We start from the raw sequence: 21,300 nt of genomic DNA, 5'->3' as shown, positions 1-21,300 counted from the left end.
ATCAACACAAGAAGGCGCGCCAGGGAATCCGCCCCCGGCGCGCCTTCTTTTCGATGTGACATGTGGGACTGTCCCTTTGCCACCTTAGGCGAACTGACTCAGATAGAGGTCGGCGTAAGCGCCCTCGGCTGCGAGCAGCTCCTTGTGCGTGCCTTGCTCGATGATATTGCCGTGATCCATGACCAAGATCAGGTCGGCGTCAACGATCGTCGACAGGCGATGCGCGATCACAAAGCTGGTGCGCCCGCGCATGAGCGCGTCCATGGCACGGCCGATGGCAAGTTCGGTGCGCGTGTCCACGCTTGAGGTCGCCTCGTCCAGGATGAGAATCGCCGGGTTGTTGAGCAGCACGCGTGCGATGGTCAGCAGCTGACGCTGGCCCTGGCTGATGCTTTCGGCATCGTTGGCCACGCGCGTGTCGTAGCCCTGCGGCATGGTGCGCACAAAGAAGTCGACCTGGGCGGCGCGCGCAGCCGCCACGATCTCGTCGCGCGTCGCCTCGGGGCAGCCGTAGGCGATGTTCTCGGCAATCGTTCCGTCGAACAGCCAGGCGTCCTGCAGCACCATACCAAACTGCTGCCGCAGCTCGCCGCGATCCATGCGACTCGTATCCACGCCGTCGAGGGTAATGCGCCCGCCGTCAATCTCGTAGAAGCGCATGAGCAGGTTGATGAGCGTGGTCTTACCCGCGCCCGTGGTTCCCACCACGGCGATCTTCTGGCCCGGCTCGGCGGTAAACGACACGTCGCGCATAAGCGGCTTGTCGGGCGAATAGCCAAAGCGCACGTGCTCAAAAGCGACGCGGCCCTCAACGCGATCCGGCAGCTTGGCAGCCTCGTCCGGCAGCGGATCGGCCTCCATCTCGGGCTCGTCGAGCAGGTCGAACACACGCTCCGCACTCGCCAGCGCGCTCTGCAGCGAGTTAAAGGTAAACGACAGCTGCGTCATGGGTTCGGACGCCTCGTAGATAAACTGGAAGAACGCTTGGAACACGCCGACGGTCATGTGACCGGCGACCAGCATGCTACAGCCCACCAGCGCGATCACGATCTGCGCCAAGCGGCCGATAAAGCGCACCGCGGGGCCGACGGCATTGATCATAAAGTCGGCCTTGGTACTCACGCGCGCTAGCTCCCTCGAGGCCTCATGCACTTCGGCAGAACTCTGACGCTCGCGGTTAAACGCGCGAATCACCAGACGGCCCGAATAGCCTTCCTCGACCGCACTCGTAATCTTGGACACCCACTCCTGGCGCTCGCCGGTCACGTCATGCGTGCGACGTGAGACCACTTTGGTCACCAGCAGCGACAACGCCATAAAGAACAAAAAGACCAGCGTGAGCGGCACGCTAAACACGAACATCACGCCCACGGCGCCCACCACGGTGCCGATCGACACCAGCAGCTGCAGCAGTCCGCGCTGCATGCTTTCGGACATCTTGTCCAGGTCGTTGGTCGCGCGGCTGACGACCTCGCCGGGGCGATGCGCGTCAAAGTAGGCAAGCGGCAGACGGTTGAGCTTTTGAGCGATACGGTTACGCAGACGCAGGTTGAGGCGTTCGGCCACGCTCGACATCAAAAAGCTCTGGAGTGCGTAAAACGAGGCGGCGGCCGTCCAGATCATAAAGTAGATGAAGATGGTCCTGCCGCAGTTCTCCCAGGTGATGCTGAAGGTGGTGTCGTTGGCAAACGCCAGCTTTACGTGTCCCCACAGCTCATCGATGACGCGGGCGCTGTACGCCGGCGCCGCGGTGTTAAAGATGACGTAGAACACGATGCTCGCGAACACGAGGTAAAAGCGCCAGTGATCGCCGGCGGCCTCGCTCCACAGACGGCGCACCGTCGCCCAGGTGTCGCGGGGCTTCTCGTCCTCGTCCTCGTCGTCCACATCGCGCATGCGCTCCGCCTCAGCGCGGGCACGCTCGTCCTCGGCACGTTCGTTTTCCTCGTAGAGCGCTTGGCGGCGAGCCTCGCGCTCGGCTGCAGCCTTGGCGGCATCGTCCAGACCAGGCGCGACCGCCGTCTCCTCAGCCGTCCCCGCTGCCACGGCGTCATCAACGACGCCCTGCTTCTTGAGCCCCTCGGTCATGCTACTCACCTCCCTTCATCTGCGATTCCGCGATGGCGCGGTACACCTCGCAAGTCTCCATCAACTCGTCGTGCGTGCCCAAGCCCACGACCTCGCCATCCTTGAGCACCACGATCTGGTCGGCATGCAGAATGGTCGAGATACGCTGCGCGATGATGAGTACCGCGGCATCGCGCGTCTCGTCCTGCAGCGCATGGCGCAGGGCGGCATCGGTCTTAAAGTCCAGGGCCGAAAAGCTATCGTCGAAGATATACAAATCAGCGTGCTTCATGAGCGCACGGGCGATGGCCAGGCGCTGACGCTGACCGCCCGAGAAGTTCGTACCGCCCTGCGCCACCGGGGTATCGAGTCCCTGCGGCTGGTCGAGCACAAAGGTGCTCTGGGCAACCTGCAGCGCGTGAAGCATGTCGGCCTCGGTCGCATCCTCGTTGCCATAGCGCAGGTTGCTCGCCACCGTGCCCGAGAACAGCCACGCCTTCTGCGGCACGTAAGCGATATGCCCGCGAATCTCATCTTGCGAAAGGTCGCGCAGATCAACGCCGTCCAGGCGAATGGCGCCCTTCGAGGCATCGTGGAAACGCAACAAGAGCTTGGCCACCGTCGATTTGCCCGATCCCGTCGAGCCCACAATCGCCGTGGTCTGGCCACGACGACAGGCAAAGCTCAGGTCGCACAGGGTGTCCTCGTCGGCATCGTCAAAACGGAACGACATATGGTCGAACATGGCGACCGCGTCTGCTCCGTCCTTTGAGTCGGACGCGCCCGCGTCGAGCGTTCGCTCGCCATCGACGATGCTCGGCTCAATCTCCAGCACTTGCTGTGCACGGTTGAGGCACGCCGCGGCACGCGGCAACGTCAGGATCACCATCTGCGCCATCATCACAAAGAACAGAATTAGCAGCGCGTATTCCAACACGGCCGAGATGCTGCCAATTTGCATGGCGTGGACGCCTACGCGATTGCCTCCCACCCACAGCACCGCCACCTCGGCGATATTCATCAGAAAGAAGCAGGAGCTATCGAGACCCACAAACAGGTGGTTGACCTTGATGGCGTTGGCCGCGTAATCACTAAACACCTCGTCTAGGCGCTGCTCCTCATGGCGCTCCTTATTGAAAGCACGGATGACGCGCACGCCCACGATGTTCTCGCGCAGCACCACGTTCATGCGGTCGATAAAGCTCTGCAAACGCATAAAGATCGGAGCCGCGTTGGCAACCGTAAAGACCGCCGCCACCAGCACAATCGCAACGACTACGCCCAGCAGCGTACCCATAGCAGGATCGATGAGCCAGGCAAAAATGATGCCCGCCACGGCCAAGAACGGCACCGGCAGCACCAGCTGAATGGTCTGCAGAATCGCCTGCTGAATCACGTTGATGTCGTTGAGCGAGCGCGTGATCATCGAACCCGTGCCAAAGCGCTCAAAGTCGCTGGCAGACAGCTCGAGCGACTTGTCGTAGACGGCATTGCGGATATCGCAGGCCACGTTGGCGGCCAGGCGCGCCGAAAGGTAGCAGCCCAGTACCGCGCCGCCGCTGGCCATGCCGGTCGCGATAAGCATGTAGAGGCCGTTGCGCAGGATGTAGTCGACATCGCCCGTGGTGATGCCGGTGTTGACCATGTTCGCCAGCATCGTGGGAACCAACAGCGTACCGACGTTGTCGATTAGCAGCACCAACAACGTCACCGCGACAAGCCTGCGATACGGCTTCATAAACCTCATTAAGAGTCGCACGACTCCCCCTCACCTTGATTCTCGGCCTGGCTCTCGGCAGCGATATGCTGCTTAAAGGCATCGCACTCATCGCCGAGCGCATGGGAAAATTTTCCGATTAGGCGCATGATTTCGCGTTGCTCACACGGCTCAAGCGCGGCAAAGGCTCGCTGCTCGGCCTTGAGTGCCGGCAGCGCATAACGCTCGGCAAATTGCCTGCCCTCTTCGGTCAGGCTCACAACCTTGTTCTTACGGCTGCCTTCGGCAAACTCCAACGTTGCGAAGCCCCGCGCCGTCAAGGTTTTAATTGCCGAGTTGATAGTCTGCTTGCTGTAGAACCATTCGCTTGTCAGACGGCTTACGGCAACACTGCCGCCCGCCGTGCTGGTATCGACGAGCATCCAGTAAGCGCAGTCCGAAAGACCGCAGGCGCGCGAGAACTCCGAATAGATATGGTCGAGTCCATTGAGCAACCGGTCGAAGTCGACCAGTGTAACCGCACTATTCATCTATCCCACCATTCGATTGTCCGATTTTTGACCAATTTTATGTCTCTAGATTAGTCCGAGTTTTGACTATCGTCAACAGGCTCTCCGCAAATACTTGCACTTTTATGGCCTATCGGCAGAAAAAGACCGCCGGCGCGGGGGCGGCACCAGCGGTCACGTGAAAATCGGGTTTTATTGCCTGTTAAGCGGCGACGGCCTCATAGACCGTAGCGCCCGCGAAGCTATCATGCAGGCTCTTGCCACAGATCCACGGCAGCTCGACGACCTCGCAGACCGTGTTGACCAGCTCGGAGCAGTCAGTAAAGTGGCCCTTGTCGTTGAGGGCCTCGCAATCCTGAACACGCCAATAGCCATCGGTGTGCGTGATGTAGTACTCGTGATCGTTGATCGACACGAAAGCGCGCGTCTTGGAACGCAGCAGCTTTAGAAATCCTTCGAAATCGGTCTCGACGACATCTCCAGCCTGGAACATGATAGTTACCTCCTGGCCCGGCGCCACCACGGCGCATTGATAAACGTTGGTACTCCTTTAGTAAAACCTTTATCAGAGGTTATGCGGGCATCATTTAGGCAAGTGGTAAAAAACCGCAGGGTAGACGGGATAAAACGTTTAACCATCCCATTGGTTTGTCACATTCTTGTCGCAGTTTTATGCAAACCTACTTTCCCAATTGGAATCTATCCTTTTGGCCGGGCAATTGACCGTCTATCGTTTGAGCCCGACGGGTATGAACGTGGCATCTGCAACGCCACCACAAGGAGACACCATGGAGACTATCGAAGCGCTCATTCACCGCCGCAGCTGCCGCAAATACAGCGATCGTCCCGTCGAGGCCGAGAAGCTTGCACGTATTATCGAAGCCGGCCAATATGCACCGAGCGGCATGGGCCGCCAGCCGGTGACGTTTGTCGCCGTCACCGACCCCGCAACCGTTGAGCGTCTCTCACAGCTCAACGCGCAAGTCATGGGCAGCAACGGCGACCCCTTCTACGGTGCCAAAACCGTTGTGGTGGTGCTGGTTGACCGCGGCGTGCCCACACATCTGGAAGACGGCTCGCTCGCCATGGGCAACCTGCTCAATGCGGCTTATGCACTGGGTGTCGATTCGTGCTGGATTCACCGCGCGCATGAGGTTTTCGATTCGCCCGAGGGCCTGGAGCTGCTGGCCAGCTGGGGCCTGCCCGCCGACGGCAGCCTGCGCGGTGTCGGTAACTGCATTCTGGGCTATGCCGAGGACACGCTACCCGAGGCAAAGCCGCGCCGCGACAACGTCGTGTATGTTCCGCCGTTCTAACGAACGGCGGACCGCTTGACGCTGCGCGAGCCGCATTCACGCCAATCTGACGTTCAACTTCAAGGGCGCGACCAAAAGGTCAGCGCCCTCTCATTTCACGTCACCTTGGCGCAAATGCGGCCCGCTCGCTGTTGGTGACTGACATCGGGTGCGCCACTGCTGGCATTCGGCACTTGGGCGGCTAAAAGGCCCCGTCCCAAATTTGCTGCTCCGCTCGCAACTTATATTGACGTCGCCGTTGTCGTCGTTTCGTTCGTGTGAGTCGTTTCGGCTTCGCTGCCTTGTTCGTCCTCGTCCTTTTGCGCATCGGCGATGGTGGAGGCCGCCGCGACGATGCCGCGCTGGGGCGCGACGCCCGTCTGGGTCTGAGCGCCCTCGACAACTTCTGTGCCTGTATGCGCGAGCTCGGGCGATTTAAACACTGCGTCCAAGTTGGCGCCACCGCCAGCATATCCGAGCGCGGCGAGTGCGATGACGATCACTGCAACGACGGCCACGATCGGCACATAACGATGCCAACCAGCCGGGTTGAGTCCGCTGCGGCGAGCCGCCCCGCGGCTGATGTAACCAAGCGTGCCGTCGTGCTTGAGTTTTGAGCCCACCACGCGTTTGCGACCCCACAGTGAGGACTCTGCCTGCATTGCCAAGCGGGCGCTTGCCGAAGGATAGCCGTATTTAGTGCGCTTGAACGAGCCATCAAACCCCGAGGCGTGTTTACCCCACGTCACCGATGTTGTGCGTCGGTTGACCGGCGCGGCGCTCCGCCTTCTGCGGCTCGGTTTTGAAGTCTCAGCCATATGCCCTCGCACGCCGTAACCAAATCGAAACAATAACGCTTTGGACTGTAGCACACGCGTCGCGCGCGGTCACGGGCGCCTCGCTCAACGGTCATCGTCCTTCAGCAAGCGCCACAGCGTTGTACGGCTTATGCCCAGCACCTCCGCCGCACGGGTTCGGTTGCCGTGTAGATGATCTACAACCAGGTGCGCGATATCTCGCTCGGTATCGGCCAGCGGTCGCAGGATATACAGGTCACTTTCGAGTGTCGGGGCGCCAAAGGTTGCGGTCTTAATCACGTCCTCTTGGGCGAGCACTTCCTCCGCCACAGCGCGGTCCACCGCGCCCGCCCCCACCAATATATACAGTCGTTCCGAGACCTCGCGGAGCTGCAGATAATTGCGCGGCCAGCGGTAAGCATCGAGCGTCTTCGTCGCCGCGGCAGACAGCGTGGGCGCTGCTGTCCCAAATGCATCAGCGAGATATTCCAAATAGCACGCGACCTTCGTCGACGCGGCTCCCTGCTCGGCGATTGCCGGCGCCACGCTCACCGCACAGGCGAAGCGCTCGGTCACAAAAGCAGCCTGATCGCTTTCGCTGCCGCCCGGCATGTCATTCGCCGTCAGCACCACATGGCAGCGCGTCGCCAACGCGGTGTCGGCCATCGTGGAAACGAGCTCGCGGAGGCGCTGGGGACCAACCGCATTCCAGCCCTCAATGCAAAGGGTCAGCCCTGTTTGGAACAGCGGCGATTCGGAGCTTTTGAGCACATGGCGCCAACCGCGATCGGTGAACTCATCGAGCGCGACGGAAACAAAGGGCTGATCGGCAAAAGGGCCATCCAGATAGAGGCGCATGGCAATCTCGACCTGGCCCGCGCCAAGCTCGCCCTCGAGCATAAGGGGCACGCCGCGCGCGTAGCTCTCGGCAACCGGCGCAGCCACCGAGGCCGCCCCCTCAACGATGCCGTACGCGCTCGATTCGTAGCGGGCCTCAACTTCGTCGGCGTTGAGCCACTCGATGCCCGCATGCGCCGCGGCACCGCGCACCTCGCGGACCACGACGACCCAAAGGCCCCCGCCCTCTTTGTCGGTGGGGCGAACGGTCAGGCTCAGGCGCGCACCCGCACGCCCCATAACCAGACGCGCACCGTCTCCTATACGGTCGAGGCGCTCAGCGACAAAAGCCGCCACATCCCGTTCAAGCGCCGCGTCATTCATGGTCGAGATCGCGACGTCCCCACGCGCATCGATTGCCAATGCCGAGGCCCCGGCAGCAGCCAGGGCCTCGGTCAAGATGTTCAGCTTGGCATCGCTATCCATGATTTGCCCCTGTCCACAGCGACGTGCAACCGCCGACGGCCGCACGACCGAGTGTTTCAAAATTGAACGATAATGTTCACCAAACACTATAGGGCCTGCGGCGCCTTCTTGCGAATATATGAATTGCCCCGCATCGCCATCCTGGCGGGGCGATAAGAGCTCTTCGGGACCTATCAACCTGCGGACAAGCCATACCCGCAAGAGCTCCTATCGCTCCACCGTGAGAATGCGCTCACCAGCAACCAGCACGCAGATAAGCTGCTTCTCTACCAGATTCCCAGCACGTGCTGCATTCCCAAACTCATGCACGCAATGCCAATCCAGCAGCAAAAGCCCAATGCGATGGGTTTGCCACCCTTTTTGACCAGCTCGACAATATCGGTATTAAAACCAATAGCCGCCATGGCCATCACAATAAAGAACTTCGACAGCTCCTTGATGGGCGCCGTAACGGACACGGGAAGCTGAAGCACCGTGGTGATTACGCTCGCCAGCACAAAGAACAGCACAAACATGGGAAACGCGCGTTTAAACGAGAACGTGCTTTTGGCGTCGCCTCCGGCCTTGCGTGCCAGATGCATCTGCCAGCACGCGAGGACCAACGTGATGGGAATGATGGCCAGCGTCCTAGTGAGCTTGACCACCGTGGCGCTCTCGAGCACATTGGCGCCGGGATGCATGCTGTCCCAAGCGCTCGCCGCAGCCGTTACGGACGAGGTGTCGTTGATGGCGGTGCCGGCAAACAGGCCAAAGCCCTCGTTGGTCAGCCCGAGCATGCCGCCGAGCGTCGGAAACACGAGCGCCGCGATAACGTTAAACAGGAAGATGACCGAAATAGCCTGGGCAATCTCGCGATCGTCGGCATCGATGACGGGTGCGGTCGCGGCGATGGCAGAACCGCCGCAAATCGACGAACCCACACCCACAAGCGTCGCGATCTTGCTCGGCACGTTCATGACGCGGCAGAGCACGAAGGCGATGACAAGCGAGGTCGAGATCGTCGCCACGATAATCGGCAGCGACTGGGCGCCCTTGGACAGAATCTGGGAGAGGTTCATGCCAAAGCCAAGCAGGATAACCGCGTACTGCAAGACTTTTTTGGACGTATAGGTGACGCCAGCGGTGAGCTGTTCGCGACGATTCTTGGGAAAGACGAGCGCCAGGACCATGCCAAAGAGGATGGCAAATACCGGCCCGCCGACCACCTCAATTTGTTTGCCGAGCAACGTCGCTGGGATAGCGATGATCAGGCAGAACAAGACGCCCTTCCAGCGCTCGCGTACGATATTCGCCAGTTGCATATAGGATTCCTTCTTTCTATTTCACGTTTGCGACGGCTTATGATACGGCAACATTGAGCACAGCCTTGCGCAAACACAAACTAAGATGCCGCAATAGTTCTCAGACACCAGCCGAATTACCCACCGCGGAAAGCTGATTCGCGGCATAATTAACAACTAACATATGAGTGTGATAGAACAGTTGCGAGGCGCTATGGAAGAATCGATGCACGCTGGCGAGCAGGAAACGAGCCTACAGGACCAGTCTTACCACACCATTCGACGCAAAATCGTCTACCTGGACTACAAGCCGGGCGAAAAGCTGGGCGTCAAGCAGCTTTGCGACGACCTGGATATGGGGCGCACCCCTGTGCGCGAGGCACTGGTGCGTCTGGCGCAAGAGGGCCTGGTGCGCACCGTGCCCCAAAGCGGCACCTATGTTTCGCCCATCAACCTCACCCTTGCCGAAAGCGCCTGCTATATTCGCGAACACCTGGAAAAGCAGGTGATTGTGGAGTGCTGCGCCCGTGCCACCTCGGCAGGCATCGAGCAGCTCGATCGGGCCATCGCGCTGCAGGAAAAGGCCATGACCGAAGAGGATCGCATTGGATTCTTTTTAAGCGACAACCTCATGCACCGCATGATCTTTAGCATCGCGTGCCGCAGCACCGTGTGGTCATGGCTCGAGGAGACCAATGCCGACCTGGAGCGCTTCCGCTGGCTGCGTGCCGCCACGCAGACGCTCGACAATCAGGAGACTGTTAACGAGCACAAGCAAATCCGCCGCGCCATCGCCGGTCGCAATCCTATCGAGGCGAGCTTTTTGGTCAGCAAGCACCTGCATATGATGTTCCGCAACCAGACCGAGGTCCTGGACCAATATCCCGAGTACTTCGAGACCAGCAAGCTCCGCTAACCTGCCAAAAAGGGACAGGTTTATTTTGGCAGGTTTTATCTGGGCAAATGCAACAAGGCCCGACTCCGCCGTAACGGAGCCGGGCCTTGGCCGCTAGAACGGCAGAATATTAGTTATTCCACGGTAACGCTTTTCGCCAGGTTACGAGGTTGGTCAACGTCGCAACCGCGCAGGATGGCCACCTCGCGAGCGAGCAGCTGCAGCGGAACACTCGCCGTGATGGGGCTGAACACGTCGCGGACGGCCGGCACGCGAATAATGCAGTCAGCGATCTTGTTGATTTCCTCGTCGCCCTCGGTGGCAACGACGATGACCTTGGCGCCGCGTGCCTTGCACTCCATGAGGTTCGACACGGTCTTGTCGTAGGTGGCACTCTTGGTGGCCACGGCGATGACAGGAAAGCCCGGGTCGATCAGGGCGATGGGGCCGTGCTTCATCTCGCCGGCGGCGTAGGCCTCGGCGTGCAGGTAGCTGACCTCCTTGAGCTTGAGCGCGCCCTCGTAGGAAATAGCGGCACCCATGCCACGGCCCACGAACAGTGCAGACTGCGCGTCCTTGCACAGCAGGGCGGCCTCATGCACGGCCTCGGTCTGGGTATCCAAAATCCACTGGATCATCTCGGCCGTATCGGAAAGCTCGCGGAACAGCATGCGCGCCTGCTTGGTGGTCAGGCGGTACTTGACCTGCGCTAGCAGCAGAGCCAGCAGCGTCAGGCTCACGACCTGGCCGATGAAGCTCTTGGTCGAGGCGACTGCAATCTCCTTGTTGGCCTTGGTGTAGATGACGCCGTCACTCTCACGCGCCACGGGGCTGCCCACCACGTTGGTGATGCCGAAGACCTTGGCACCCTTGATGCGCGCGTCGCGAATGGCGGCAAGGGTATCGGCCGTCTCGCCCGACTGGGACACGGCAACGACAAGCGTTGTCGGCGTAATGATGGGATTGCGATAGCGGAATTCGCTAGCCGCCTCGACCTCGGTGGGGATGCGAGCCCAGCCCTCGACAAGGTTCTTGGCAATGAGACCGGCATGGTAGCTGGTGCCGCAAGCAATCACGTAGACGCGGTCGATATCGTTGAGCTCCTCGAGCGAAAGGCCCAGCTCATCGATATCGAGCTCACCGGCGGGGGTCATGCGGCCCACCAGGGTATCGCGCACGACGCGCGGCTGCTCATGGATCTCCTTGAGCATAAAGTCGGGGTAGCCACCCTTTTCGGCCATGTCCAGATCCCAGTCGATATGGGTAACCTTGGGCTCAATCACATTGCCGGCCTCGTCGGTATACTCGACTCCTGCGGGCGTGAGCTTGGCAAACTGGCCGTCCTCGAGCACCACGACGTCGCGGGTTGCGTCGATGAGCGCGATGACATCGGAAGCAACATAGGAACCGGTTTCGCCCACGCCAACTACGATCGGGGAATCTTTGCGGGCCACGGCGATCACGCCAGGCTCATCGGCGGAAATGGCGGCCAAGCCATAGGCGCCCACCACGTGGGTGCAGGCCTCGCGCACAGAGGCTATCAGGTCATGTGTCTCGGTATAGGCCTCTTCGATCAGATGTGCGAAGACCTCGGTGTCGGTCTCGCTCTTAAAGTGATGGCCGCGGCCCTCCAACTCCTCGCGCAGCTCGGCGAAGTTCTCGATGATGCCGTTGTGGACGATGGCGATACGACCGTCGCAGCTGGTGTGGGGATGGGCGTTAACGACCGAAGGCTTGCCGTGAGTGGCCCAGCGGGTATGGCCGATGCCGCAGGTAGCGTCGCTGTCGATGTTGGAAAGCTCGCTCTCCAGGCCCGCAACTTTGCCCACACGGCGAATAACATCGAGGTGCGCCGCGGCGCCCTCACCTACCTCGAGCGCGACACCTGAGGAGTCATAGCCGCGATACTCCATACGCTTAAGACCCGTGACCAGGATGTTCTTTGCAATATCAGAGCCGGTGTAGCCGACAATTCCGCACATAGGATAAATCCCTTCGTCCGCGTGACTGCAAAACGTCCACGCACATGGGGCGCTGAGACGTATAACGTTCGAGTATTGTACTCACGCAAGCGCAAGCTGATATACCAGAAGTGGTATCTCAACTTAGATACCACCCGATGCACACACGTTCAGCCGGTCCAAACCACCACAAAGGTGCCTGTCCCCTTCGTGGTGGTCGCGTTGGCAACGGCGTTTCCCCAGATAAAACCTGCCAAAATAAACCTATCCCTTTTTGGTAGGCTCGGGATGCTACAATCTGGCTTGTACTTGAAACGCATCAAAGGGGCCGCTATGGCAAAGGTAAAAATCAGCGACGTCGCGCGCGAGGCCGGGGTTTCGCTGGGCACGGTTTCCAACGCGCTCAACCACCCCGAAAAGCTGCGCCCCGAGACCCTCAAGCTCATCAACGAGACCATCAATCGCCTTGGCTACCTGCCCAACCAAAGCGCTCGTCAGCTCGCGGGCGGCGCCACCAAGTCTTTTGGCCTGGTGCTCCCCCGTCTCGATCACGGCTTTTCGCTCCAAATCGCCAGCGGCGCCCACAACGAGGCCCGTAAGCACGGCTACGACCTGCTCATCGCCAACGCCGATAACGACGATATTCTCGAGGACCATTACCTGCGTTACTTTATGGGCACGCAGATGTCCGGCGTCATGGTTCAGCCCATGGCATCCCCCGATTGGCACCCCGCCATGGCCAAGATGCCCGTGCCGATCGTCCACCTGGATATCCACTGTTCCGAGCCCGGTTACTACGTGGCCGCCGACAACGAGGCACAGGGGCGCATTATCGCCGAGCTCGCCATCGCCCGCGGCGCACGCCATATTGTCGTTGTGGGTCGAGCAGCATTCATGCAGCTCACTCTGCGCGTCCTTGGCATCCACAAGGCACTTGCCCTGCATCCCGATATCAAAATTGAGGTCATCGACGCCGGCGAATGGAATACCGCAGCCGACGGCTACAGTATCGGTGCCCAGATTGCCGAGCGCCCTGCTGACGAGCGCCCCGATTTTGTCATCGGCCTGACCGACGTATTGGCCTCGGGCGTTATCTCGGCGCTGGTCGACAAAGGCATCTCTGTCCCCGGCCAGATTCTTGTTGCCGGCTGCGATGGCAACCCGCTTGCCTGGAGCGGATCGGTCCCCCTCACCACGGTAGCACCACCGGGCTACGAGATCGGCCGCAAGGGCGTGCAGCTGCTCATGGAACAAATCGAGGATAAACCTGCCGCCAAGACCAAACGAGTCCGCATCGGCTCCGCCGCGCGCACCGTCACCACGGTCACGGCCACCGAGGACATTAACCGTCAGGAGCTCGTGCGCCCCTTCTTGCTCGAACGTATGAGCACCCAAAAGGCCGAGCAGCACCCGACGGGCCCATCCGCGGCCCCAATAACCGACATCAACCTGGGCGCCTACCTGTAACAAAAAACGCCGCAACGGGAACAGCCCCGCTGCGGCGTTTTTGCTGGCCCCACGGGCCTTCCCCATTTAGCCGGACCTGCGGCTACGGATATTTATGGAATGTAATCCATTTTTCATTAGCTTTTTTGTTAAAATAGACTCAATTCCATATTTTTAGATATTTCCTATAAGTATTGATTTTGCTCCAGTTTTTTCTCGCCAAGAAAGGGGTTTCATGAATCTGATTGATCGCAAACAGTACCTCGACTGGCTCATTTCGTGGAAAGACTCACACGTCATCAAGGTCGTTTCGGGCGTGCGAAGGTCCGGCAAATCAAAGCTATTCGAAATCTACCGCAGCTACCTGCGCGATCATGGAATCACAGGCGACCAGGTTATATCCCTCAACTTTGAAGACCTGGAGTTCGAGTCGCTTACGTCGTATAGAGCACTCTACGACTACATTTCCGCCAGACTCGTCCCCGATAAGATGAACTACGTTTTTCTAGACGAGATACAGCACGTCGAGCATTTCGAAAAAGCCGTCGACAGTCTTTTTATCAAGGACAATGTCGACCTCTACATAACCGGTTCCAACGCTTATCTGCTCTCGAGCGAGCTGGCAACTTTGCTCTCCGGCCGCTACGTAGAGCTCAAGATGCTGCCCCTATCCTTTAAAGAGTTTTGCTCGGCAAAAACCAATGACGGAAAGGCTCCCGCGCAGTTGTTTGACGAGTACATCACTCGGGGCTCTTTTCCCTTTATCGCCGAGACGGGTATTCAGGGACCCCAGGCGCGCGATTATCTTATGAGCCTCTACGATACCATCGTCATACGCGACGTTATCGAACGCCTGAAGGTCTCGGACGTCCCGACCCTGCGCGATATCACCAAGTTCCTACTCCATAGCATTGGAAACCGGATCTCGATTAAAAAAATCTCCGACACGCTCTCGTCCAACGGCAACAAAACCGACCAGAAAACCGTAGCCAAATACCTCAAAGGCTTAACAGACAGCCTTGTGCTGTACTTTGCTCCGCGCTATAACGTGCGCGGTCGGCAGCTTCTTTCAACAAACGGCAAATACTACGCCGTTGACCTTGGACTTAGAGGTGCTCTCGTCAAAACCCAAAGCAGCGATATCGGTCATATCCTCGAAAATGTTGTTTATCTCGAGCTCCTACGCCGTGGATACGACGTCTACGTGGGCGATATCGACGGCGGGGAAATCGATTTTGTTGCCCTAAAGTCAGACGAGACAGCCTATTTTCAGGTTTCAGCCACAACGCTCGACGAAACTACCCTCAATCGAGAGTTGGCCCCCTTTAAGAAAGTCCGAGACAACTACCCCAAGACGCTTCTTACGCTCGACACGCTGTTTGCGGACGCGAACTACGAAGGAGTCCGCAAGCGCAACGTGATCGACTGGCTCCTGGAGTAACTTGTAACGTCATAACCCTCTGCCAGCTCCTTACCAAGGCCGCAGCCCCAGTCGCTTAAAGCACAATGCCCCTCTTATCGGCCAAAACAGCAATCTTGGCGTGATAAGAGGGGCTGACTGCGTCAGCGCCTCCACGCAGGCGCCGTTGCCGCCACCGTCCTGCGAGCTCGGGCGCGGGACATGGCGACTCGCGTGCAAACGCTAGCGCACGGCCTTGACTGCCGCCGCCAGGTCGAACAACGTATCGAGCACGGCCTCGCAGCCATCCACCACGTCCTGCGGCAGCGGCACGATATCGGGGACGGCAAAGACATGGCAGCCGGCCGTAATGCCCGAGACGCAGCCGTTGCGAGAATCCTCGACCACGGCGCACTCCTCGGGAGCAAAGCCCGCGAGCTCGCAGGCAAGCAGATACATCTCGGGGTCGGGCTTGCCGTGCACGATGTCCTCGCCGCAGGTCACCGTTTCAAACTTGTCAAAAAGACCAACCATCTTAAGGTTGCGCTCGGCCGTAACGAGGCGCGACGACGTCGCCAGGCCCACGTGATAGCCCGCAGCCAGCAGCTCGTCTATGCACTCGGCGGCGCCGGCCTTAAGTTCCAGTTCGGTCTTGACCATCTCGTCGCGAATCTCCTTGTGGCGACGATAGATCGCCTCGGTGGTTTCATGGCTGCCGTAATGCTTATCAAGGATGTCCATAACATCGGGCAGCGTGCGGCCGATAAACTGATGGATCAGCGCTTCATCAATCGCGACCCCCAGCTCAGCAGCGCCCGCTTTCCATGCCTTGACGCCCAAACGCTCGGTATCGACCAGCGTTCCGTCCATGTCAAAAATAACAGCCTTGATCATATCGGTCCCCTCACCGGATTGCATTACTGCCACTCTACCGCACTTTACAAACTTGTATATAACGTATATAGCATATTGCACTTTCGTTACATAGATAGAAGTCTTATGACAAGCGGCTCGGTAGGATTATAGTTTTCGACCGAGTACTCAACGGCAAGGATCGATTCATGCTTTCAGACACCACCGCACCTGCAGAGGGGCTTCAGGACAAACTCACAGCGCTCGAGCAGCTGCTTTTGGCATACGGACGCGTCGCCATCGGCTTTTCCGGTGGCGTCGACAGCAGCTTTTTGGCCGCGGTCTGCGCCCGCATCATGCCCGCCAGCACGCTTCTCGTTCACCTCACCACGCCGCTCATCGGCACGCCCGAGCAGGCTTCGTTTGAGTGGGCGGTTGACGGGCAGGCCGATGAGGGGCCGCATTTCAAGCTCCCCGTGCTCAACCTCTCGGTCGATCAGCTGCAGCTCCCCCAGGTAGCCTGCAACGACGCCGACCGCTGCTACCACTGCAAGCGCGCCGGCTTTACCGCCATCGTCAATCACGCCAGGTCGCTGGGCTTTCCCACCGTTATCGACGGCAGTAACGCAAGCGACCGCGGCGACTACCGCCCCGGCATGCGCGCCGCCCAGGAGCTCGGCGTGCGATCGCCGCTCATGGAGGTCGGCTTTACCAAGGACGAGGAGCGCGAGCTGCTACGCGCCTGGGGATACCCCGTCTGGAACCTGCCGGCGGGAGCATGTCTTGCCACCCGCGTCCCCACGGGCGAGGAGCTTACGCGCGAGAAGGTCGATGTAATCCGCGCCTGCGAGGACTACCTGCACGACCTTGGCCTGGACCAGGTCCGCGCACGCCTCGTCGGCGGCTGCATGCATATCGAGGCCGCGCCGGCAGACGTCGCCAAGATCGCCGCCCTCGGCAGGACCGCGGTCAACGACGAGGGCAAGGCCCCGCTTCCCGCCGCCATCGAATCTGCCCTGCGCAACCTAGGCTGCGGCCATATCTCCCCCGAGGTCACCCCCTACATCCACGGCAACATGAATCAATAGCGCATCCCAAATAAGTTGCGGTGGAATAGTTCCTGTTTGGGCCCGATAGGCCGCAAAACAGGAACTATTCCACCGCAACTTCGTTTGATGGGCATTGACCCGCAGACCTGCCAAAAAGGGACAGGTTTATTTTGGCAGGTTTTATCTGGGAAAATGTCACGAGACAACTGCCTCTCTAGCACCCCTCTAACTTCGAGAGGCACTTGAGAGGCGTCTCGGCCGCACCTACTTTTTCCGATAGCGGCGGTTACAGCTCGTCGATGAACCCATTACTTCAATGAGTCCTTTATCCGGCAGCATTGGCATTCCGTCTCTCTAAACCAATAGATTTATCTCTCTAACTTTAGAGAGATAAGCACTTTGTTTTAGAGAGACCTTTAGAGAGATATAACGAATTCGCTGCTAGATTACCTAAGGCTGTCTCTCTAACCGACTTTATCTTTAGAGAGACGAGCGCGACCCCTCTAATGAATGGAACACCGCAGCCGACAGCTACGGCATCGGCGCCCAGATCGCCGAGCGCGCCAGCACCCAGGCAAGCAGCTGCGTCGAAGCCACCGCCATCGACCTCGGCGCATACCTTTAGCGCACGGCCTTGACCGCCGCTGTCAGATCGAACAGCGTATCGAGCACAGCCTCGCAGCCGTCCGCCACGTCCTGCGGCAGCGGCAAGATATCGGGCACGGCAAAGACATGGCAGCCGGCCGTGATGCCCGAGACGCAGCCGTTGCGGGAATCCTCGACCACGGCGCATTCCTCGGGAGCAAAGCCCGCGCGCTCGCAGGCGAGCAGGTAGATCTCGGGATCGGGCTTGCCGTTCAGGGTATCCTCGTTGCAGGTCACCGTCTCAAACTTGTCAAAGAGGCCGACCGTCTTAAGGTTGCGCTCGGCCGCAACGCGGCGCGACGACGTCGCAAGGCCCACGTGATAGCCCGCAGCCAGCAGCTCGTCGAGGCACTCGGCGGCGCCGGCCTTAAGCTCCAGGTCGGTCTTGGCCATCTCGGTGTGTAGCTCAATGTTGCGGGCAAAAATCGCGTCGGCGGTTTCGCCCTTGCCGTAATGCGCCTCAAGGATGTCCTTAACATCGGCATTCGAACGGCCGATAAACTGATGGATTAACGCATCATCAATCGCGATCCCCAGCTCGGCCGCGCCCACCTTCCATGCCCTCATGTCCAAACGCTCGGTATCGATCAGCGTTCCGTCCATGTCAAAAATAACAGCTTTGATCATATCGGCCCCTTCATCGGCTTGCGTTGCCGCAAATCTACTGCACGTCACAACCTTGTATATAACGTATATATCATATTGTACTTTCGTTACATAGACAGAAGCCTTATGACGTAACCTGCCAAAAAGGGACAGGTTTATTTTGGCAGGTTTTATCTGGGGAAACGCAGACAGGGCCGCGACGCCTATAGCGTCGCGGCCCTGCTCCTTGGAGAAGGATCAATAGATTGAGCGGGCTGGTTGCACCTAGCCCTCGAGCCCGGCGTTAATAAGCTCCGCGATCTCGGCGGGATCGGCGCTCGTGCGCACCTTGTCACGGAAGCCGGCATCCATCAGCATCACGGCAGCCTTGGAGAGCAGACGCAGGTGCGTGGTTCCCGCTTCGCCGGCGGGCACGTACAGCGCGAGTGCCACATCGACGGGCACGCCATCAAAGCTCGGCCACTCAACAGGCTCGGACAGCTTGAGCACGGCCACGCCCGGCGTATGGATCGCATCGCTCTTGGCATGCGGAACGGCAAAACCGGCAACGAGGCCAGTCTCGGCCTCGTTTTCGCGAGCAATAAAAGCCGCCTCTACAGCAGATGCGTCATCGGCAAAACCAAGCTCAACAGCCTGCTCGGACAGATAATGCAGCGCGTCCTCGCGCGAGGCGGCGGCGTAGCCAATCGTCACTTGGTTGGCAGATACAAACCCCATGGAAAACCTTCCTTACAACACGGACCTGACCGCGGCTTCGATGCCGTCGGCGTCCAAACCGTACTTGTGCAGCAAATCGACCGCAGGGCCGGACTCGCCATATACATCGCGCACGCCGACGCGTCGCATCGGCACCGGATGCTGTTCCGCGAGCACCGAGGCCACGGCCTCGCCAAGACCGCCGATAATCGAATGCTCCTCGGCGGTGACCACGCGACCAGTCTTCTTGGCGCTGGCAACCACCAGGCGCTCATCGAGCGGTTTGATCGTATGCATGTTGATGACCTCGGCGTCGATACCATCGGCAGCGAGCGCCTCGGCAGCCTCAAGCGCCTCGGCGACCATGAGGCCACAAGCGACGATGGTCACATCGGACCCCTCGCGCACGACCACGCCGCGACCAATCTTGAACTCATAGTCCTCGCGGTCGTTGATAACCGGTGTTGCCAGGCGGCCGAAGCGCATGTAGACCGGTCCCTCAAACTCATAGGCGGCGCGCACGCAAGCGCGAGCCTCGATGTCATCGGCGGGGACGATCACCGTCATGCCCGGAATCGTGCGCATGAGCGCGATATCCTCGCAGCACTGATGCGTAGCGCCGTCTTCACCGACCGAGATGCCCGCATGCGTAGCGCCAATTTTGACGTTGAGGTGCGGATAGCCGATGGAGTTACGCACTTGCTCATACGCACGACCGGCGGCGAACATGGCAAAGGTGCTCGCAAAGGCGACGCGACCCGTGGTCGCAATGCCGGCGGCAAGCCCCATCAAGTTGCTCTCGGCAATGCCGGCATCGTAGAAGCGCTCAGGGTGCGCAGCCTTAAACTTACCGGTCTGCGTGGCGGCGGCCAGGTCGGCATCGAGAACCACAAAGTCATCGTGCTCATTGCCCAGCTCGACAAGTGCCTCGCCATAGCTAACGCGCGTGGCGACTTTCTTGACGTCTGCCATTAGAGCTCCTCCCCTGCTGCTGCGAGCTCGGCCATGGCCTGCTCAAACTGTTCATCGTTGGGTGCCTTGCCGTGCCAGCCCACCTGGTTTTCCATAAAGGAGACGCCCTTGCCCTTCACCGTCTCGGCGATGATAGCGACGGGCGCGCCGGTCACCTCGCGAGCCTCGGCGAAAGCCGCCTCAATCTGCGCCATGTCATTGCCATCGGCTAGCTCGATCACATGCCACTTAAAGGCGCGGAACTTGTCGGCAAGCGGCATAGCCGAGTTAACTTCGTCGATACTGCCGTCAATTTGCAGGCCATTGTGATCGACGATAGCGACAAGGTTATCCAGGTCGTGGTTGCCGGCGAACATTGCCGCCTCCCACACCTGGCCTTCCTCGCACTCACCGTCGCCCAACAGCGTGTAGACGCGGTAGCTGTCACCCCAGTGCTTTGCGGCGAGTGCCATTCCAACCGCGGCGGAGATACCCTGACCGAGCGATCCGGTGGACATATCAACACCCGGGGTGTCGTTCATGTTGGGATGGCCCTGCAGTCGGCTGCCAATATGGCGGAGCGTCTCGAGCTCTTCGACGGAAAAATAGCCGCGATTTGCCAACACCGAATACAGGCCCGGCGCCGCGTGACCCTTGGAGAGCACAAAGCGGTCTCGATCGGCCTTGTGAGGGTCGGCAGGATCGATATTCATTTCCTCAAAGTACAGATACGTCATGATGTCGGCAGCACCGAGCGATCCACCCGGATGTCCCGACTTGGCCGCGTGCACCGCAGTCACGACACCCTTCCTGACCTCATTGGCGACCTTCGCCAGCTCCTGGTTGGTCATACGAATTCCTCTCTTGAGAACAACCCCGGCACCGGATGACGCGATGCCGGGGCAATCCACTCGTTAAGCCTGAGCGACGACCTTCTGCCAGTCAGCCTCAAAAGAGGCGAGGCCCTGGTCGGTCAGCGGGTGATGCAGGCATTTCTTAAGAGCAGCCATGGGGACGGTCGCAATATCGGCACCGAGCAGCGCCGCCTGGGTCACGTGATTGGGCGTGCGGACGGATGCGGTGATGATCTCGACGGTGTCGTCGACGTTCTTGCCGGTCCAGTCATAGTTCTTGATGCAGGTCACAACGTTGTCGAGCTGCGAAATACCGTCCTCGGCGATGTCGTCAAAGCGGCCGACGAACGGGCTGATGTAGCGGGCACCGGCGTTGGCGGCCATCAAGGCCTGAGTCGGCGAGAAAACAAGCGTCATGTTGACGCGCACGCCCGCATCGGCCAGGGCGCGGCAGGCGGCGAGGCCGGCCTCGCACACGGGAAGCTTAACCACGATGTTGGGAGCCAGAGCGGCAAGACGCTTGCCCTCCTCGATCATGCCCTCGGCAGTGGTCGCGGTGGACTCGGCGGACACGGGCAGTCCCTCGCAAAGCTCGGCGATCTTGAGCATGTGGGGCTCAAAGTCGGCCAGCTTGCCGCCGGTCTTGGCGTACAGGGACGGGTTGGTGGTGACGCCGGCAAGGCAGCCCCAGCTCTTAGCCTCGGCGATCTCGTCAAGGTTGGCGGTATCGATAAAGAACTTCATGGTGCAAACTCCTTCAAATGAATTGCAAGTAATCTAAGGACAGCGGCCCGATCGTCGGTCAATCCAACGTCAGCGAGCGGGCATCTGCCGTGGCAAGGTGGTGCGAAAGAGGAGCGAAGCGTACTTTGGTACGCGAGCGACGGCTTGAGCGCCAGATTGCCCGGCAGATGCCCGCGCAGCGTCGACCGGTCCGGCGTTTGTCAAAACGCCGGAA

At 59.7% G+C, this 21,300-nt stretch carries 19 protein-coding genes; 5 read left to right on the top strand and 14 right to left on the bottom strand.

The window, feature by feature from the left end; genetic code table 11:
- Positions 1–84: 84 nt before the first annotated feature.
- The 4 genes from DW899_RS05575 to DW899_RS05560 form a co-directional block, all read right to left on the bottom strand.
- Positions 85–2,088, bottom strand: a complete 2,004-nt coding sequence (locus DW899_RS05575; protein ID WP_117800259.1) for an ABC transporter ATP-binding protein — start codon at positions 2,086–2,088, stop codon at positions 85–87.
- Between the two features lies 1 nt (position 2,089).
- Complete coding sequence (locus DW899_RS05570; protein ID WP_199570270.1) at positions 2,090–3,814, bottom strand: ABC transporter ATP-binding protein; 1,725 nt, start codon at positions 3,812–3,814, stop codon at positions 2,090–2,092.
- Positions 3,814–4,314 carry a MarR family winged helix-turn-helix transcriptional regulator gene (locus tag DW899_RS05565; protein WP_117800257.1) on the bottom strand — a complete coding sequence of 167 codons (501 nt, stop codon included), beginning with the start codon at positions 4,312–4,314 and terminating at the stop codon, positions 3,814–3,816. Before DW899_RS05565 ends, DW899_RS05570 begins: the two co-directional genes overlap by 1 nt.
- 181 nt (positions 4,315–4,495) lie before the next feature.
- Positions 4,496–4,786: a CDP-alcohol phosphatidyltransferase gene (locus tag DW899_RS05560; protein ID WP_199570269.1), complete on the bottom strand. Its 291-nt coding sequence runs from the start codon at positions 4,784–4,786 to the stop codon at positions 4,496–4,498.
- A gap of 295 nt (positions 4,787–5,081) precedes the next feature.
- On the opposite strand from DW899_RS05560, the gene DW899_RS05555 reads away from it, so the two are divergent.
- On the top strand, positions 5,082–5,609 hold the full coding sequence (locus DW899_RS05555; RefSeq protein ID WP_117800256.1) for a nitroreductase family protein: 528 nt from the start codon (positions 5,082–5,084) through the stop codon (positions 5,607–5,609).
- A 221-nt stretch (positions 5,610–5,830) separates the two neighbouring features.
- On the opposite strand, the gene DW899_RS05550 is transcribed toward DW899_RS05555, so the two are convergent.
- The 3 genes from DW899_RS05550 to DW899_RS05540 all read right to left on the bottom strand — a co-directional run bounded on the left by DW899_RS05550 (position 5,831) and on the right by DW899_RS05540 (position 9,009).
- Positions 5,831–6,406, bottom strand: coding sequence for a hypothetical protein (locus tag DW899_RS05550; protein WP_147349727.1), 576 nt, complete (start codon positions 6,404–6,406; stop codon positions 5,831–5,833).
- An 84-nt stretch (positions 6,407–6,490) separates the two neighbouring features.
- Positions 6,491–7,708 (bottom strand): helix-turn-helix domain-containing protein, encoded by a 1,218-nt coding sequence (locus tag DW899_RS05545; RefSeq protein ID WP_117800254.1) that lies wholly within the window; start codon positions 7,706–7,708, stop codon positions 6,491–6,493.
- A gap of 266 nt (positions 7,709–7,974) precedes the next feature.
- Positions 7,975–9,009: a YeiH family protein gene (locus DW899_RS05540; protein WP_117800253.1), complete on the bottom strand. Its 1,035-nt coding sequence runs from the start codon at positions 9,007–9,009 to the stop codon at positions 7,975–7,977.
- Between the two features lie 193 nt (positions 9,010–9,202).
- Between DW899_RS05540 and DW899_RS05535 the strand changes: the two genes are divergently transcribed.
- The gene (locus DW899_RS05535; protein WP_233539916.1) at positions 9,203–9,904 is read left to right on the top strand and encodes a GntR family transcriptional regulator; all 702 of its coding nucleotides are present in this window, start codon (positions 9,203–9,205) and stop codon (positions 9,902–9,904) included.
- A 113-nt stretch (positions 9,905–10,017) separates the two neighbouring features.
- On the opposite strand, the gene glmS is transcribed toward DW899_RS05535, so the two are convergent.
- Positions 10,018–11,865, bottom strand: coding sequence for a glutamine--fructose-6-phosphate transaminase (isomerizing) (gene glmS / locus DW899_RS05530; RefSeq protein WP_117800251.1), 1,848 nt, complete (start codon positions 11,863–11,865; stop codon positions 10,018–10,020).
- A 312-nt stretch (positions 11,866–12,177) separates the two neighbouring features.
- Between glmS and DW899_RS05525 the strand changes: the two genes are divergently transcribed.
- Together DW899_RS05525 and DW899_RS05520 are read left to right on the top strand one after the other, a co-directional pair.
- Positions 12,178–13,311 (top strand): LacI family DNA-binding transcriptional regulator, encoded by a 1,134-nt coding sequence (locus tag DW899_RS05525; RefSeq protein ID WP_233504058.1) that lies wholly within the window; start codon positions 12,178–12,180, stop codon positions 13,309–13,311.
- Positions 13,312–13,525: 214 nt separating this feature from the next.
- Positions 13,526–14,731, top strand: a complete 1,206-nt coding sequence (locus tag DW899_RS05520; protein ID WP_117759248.1) for an ATP-binding protein — start codon at positions 13,526–13,528, stop codon at positions 14,729–14,731.
- A gap of 201 nt (positions 14,732–14,932) precedes the next feature.
- On the opposite strand, the gene DW899_RS05515 is transcribed toward DW899_RS05520, so the two are convergent.
- Positions 14,933–15,583, bottom strand: a complete 651-nt coding sequence (locus tag DW899_RS05515) for an HAD family phosphatase (protein WP_158566575.1) — start codon at positions 15,581–15,583, stop codon at positions 14,933–14,935.
- 167 nt (positions 15,584–15,750) lie between these two features.
- Here DW899_RS05515 and DW899_RS05510 point away from each other — a divergent pair, with 167 nt between their 5' ends.
- On the top strand, positions 15,751–16,629 hold the full coding sequence (locus DW899_RS05510) for an ATP-dependent sacrificial sulfur transferase LarE (RefSeq protein ID WP_117800249.1): 879 nt from the start codon (positions 15,751–15,753) through the stop codon (positions 16,627–16,629).
- Positions 16,630–17,211: 582 nt separating this feature from the next.
- On the opposite strand, the gene DW899_RS05505 is transcribed toward DW899_RS05510, so the two are convergent.
- From DW899_RS05505 to fsa, 5 genes are all read right to left on the bottom strand, one after another.
- Positions 17,212–17,862, bottom strand: a complete 651-nt coding sequence (locus DW899_RS05505) for an HAD family phosphatase (RefSeq protein WP_117800248.1) — start codon at positions 17,860–17,862, stop codon at positions 17,212–17,214.
- Between the two features lie 243 nt (positions 17,863–18,105).
- A complete protein-coding gene (locus DW899_RS05500; RefSeq protein WP_117790460.1) occupies positions 18,106–18,558 on the bottom strand; it encodes a PTS sugar transporter subunit IIA in 453 nt (150 codons plus the stop codon).
- 12 nt (positions 18,559–18,570) lie between these two features.
- Positions 18,571–19,509, bottom strand: coding sequence for a transketolase family protein (locus tag DW899_RS05495; RefSeq protein ID WP_117790459.1), 939 nt, complete (start codon positions 19,507–19,509; stop codon positions 18,571–18,573).
- Positions 19,509–20,339, bottom strand: a complete 831-nt coding sequence (locus DW899_RS05490; protein ID WP_117800247.1) for a transketolase — start codon at positions 20,337–20,339, stop codon at positions 19,509–19,511. Before DW899_RS05490 ends, DW899_RS05495 begins: the two co-directional genes overlap by 1 nt.
- Positions 20,340–20,402: 63 nt before the next feature.
- Positions 20,403–21,086 carry a fructose-6-phosphate aldolase gene (gene fsa, locus DW899_RS05485; protein ID WP_006235616.1) on the bottom strand — a complete coding sequence of 228 codons (684 nt, stop codon included), beginning with the start codon at positions 21,084–21,086 and terminating at the stop codon, positions 20,403–20,405.
- Positions 21,087–21,300: the final 214 nt, after the last annotated feature.

Source organism: Collinsella sp. AM41-2BH (assembly GCF_003468085.1).
Classification (GTDB): Bacteria; Actinomycetota; Coriobacteriia; order Coriobacteriales; family Coriobacteriaceae; genus Collinsella.
This window is presented reverse-complemented; position numbering and strand designations above follow the sequence as displayed.

Excerpts from the sequence above, each read along its gene's own strand:
- DW899_RS05575 (WP_117800259.1), bottom strand. The coding sequence starts at position 2,088 with ATGACCGAGGGGCTCAAGAAGCAGGGCGTCGTTGATGACGCCGTGGCA.
- DW899_RS05570 (WP_199570270.1), bottom strand. The coding sequence starts at position 3,814 with ATGAGGTTTATGAAGCCGTATCGCAGGCTTGTCGCGGTGACGTTGTTG.
- DW899_RS05565 (WP_117800257.1), bottom strand. The coding sequence starts at position 4,314 with ATGAATAGTGCGGTTACACTGGTCGACTTCGACCGGTTGCTCAATGGA.
- DW899_RS05560 (WP_199570269.1), bottom strand. The coding sequence starts at position 4,786 with ATGTTCCAGGCTGGAGATGTCGTCGAGACCGATTTCGAAGGATTTCTA.
- DW899_RS05555 (WP_117800256.1), top strand. The coding sequence starts at position 5,082 with ATGGAGACTATCGAAGCGCTCATTCACCGCCGCAGCTGCCGCAAATAC.
- DW899_RS05550 (WP_147349727.1), bottom strand. The coding sequence starts at position 6,406 with ATGGCTGAGACTTCAAAACCGAGCCGCAGAAGGCGGAGCGCCGCGCCG.
- DW899_RS05545 (WP_117800254.1), bottom strand. The coding sequence starts at position 7,708 with ATGGATAGCGATGCCAAGCTGAACATCTTGACCGAGGCCCTGGCTGCT.
- DW899_RS05540 (WP_117800253.1), bottom strand. The coding sequence starts at position 9,009 with ATGCAACTGGCGAATATCGTACGCGAGCGCTGGAAGGGCGTCTTGTTC.
- DW899_RS05535 (WP_233539916.1), top strand. The coding sequence starts at position 9,203 with ATGGAAGAATCGATGCACGCTGGCGAGCAGGAAACGAGCCTACAGGAC.
- glmS (WP_117800251.1), bottom strand. The coding sequence starts at position 11,865 with ATGTGCGGAATTGTCGGCTACACCGGCTCTGATATTGCAAAGAACATC.
- DW899_RS05525 (WP_233504058.1), top strand. The coding sequence starts at position 12,178 with ATGGCAAAGGTAAAAATCAGCGACGTCGCGCGCGAGGCCGGGGTTTCG.
- DW899_RS05520 (WP_117759248.1), top strand. The coding sequence starts at position 13,526 with ATGAATCTGATTGATCGCAAACAGTACCTCGACTGGCTCATTTCGTGG.
- DW899_RS05515 (WP_158566575.1), bottom strand. The coding sequence starts at position 15,583 with ATGATCAAGGCTGTTATTTTTGACATGGACGGAACGCTGGTCGATACC.
- DW899_RS05510 (WP_117800249.1), top strand. The coding sequence starts at position 15,751 with ATGCTTTCAGACACCACCGCACCTGCAGAGGGGCTTCAGGACAAACTC.
- DW899_RS05505 (WP_117800248.1), bottom strand. The coding sequence starts at position 17,862 with ATGATCAAAGCTGTTATTTTTGACATGGACGGAACGCTGATCGATACC.
- DW899_RS05500 (WP_117790460.1), bottom strand. The coding sequence starts at position 18,558 with ATGGGGTTTGTATCTGCCAACCAAGTGACGATTGGCTACGCCGCCGCC.
- DW899_RS05495 (WP_117790459.1), bottom strand. The coding sequence starts at position 19,509 with ATGGCAGACGTCAAGAAAGTCGCCACGCGCGTTAGCTATGGCGAGGCA.
- DW899_RS05490 (WP_117800247.1), bottom strand. The coding sequence starts at position 20,339 with ATGACCAACCAGGAGCTGGCGAAGGTCGCCAATGAGGTCAGGAAGGGT.
- fsa (WP_006235616.1), bottom strand. The coding sequence starts at position 21,086 with ATGAAGTTCTTTATCGATACCGCCAACCTTGACGAGATCGCCGAGGCT.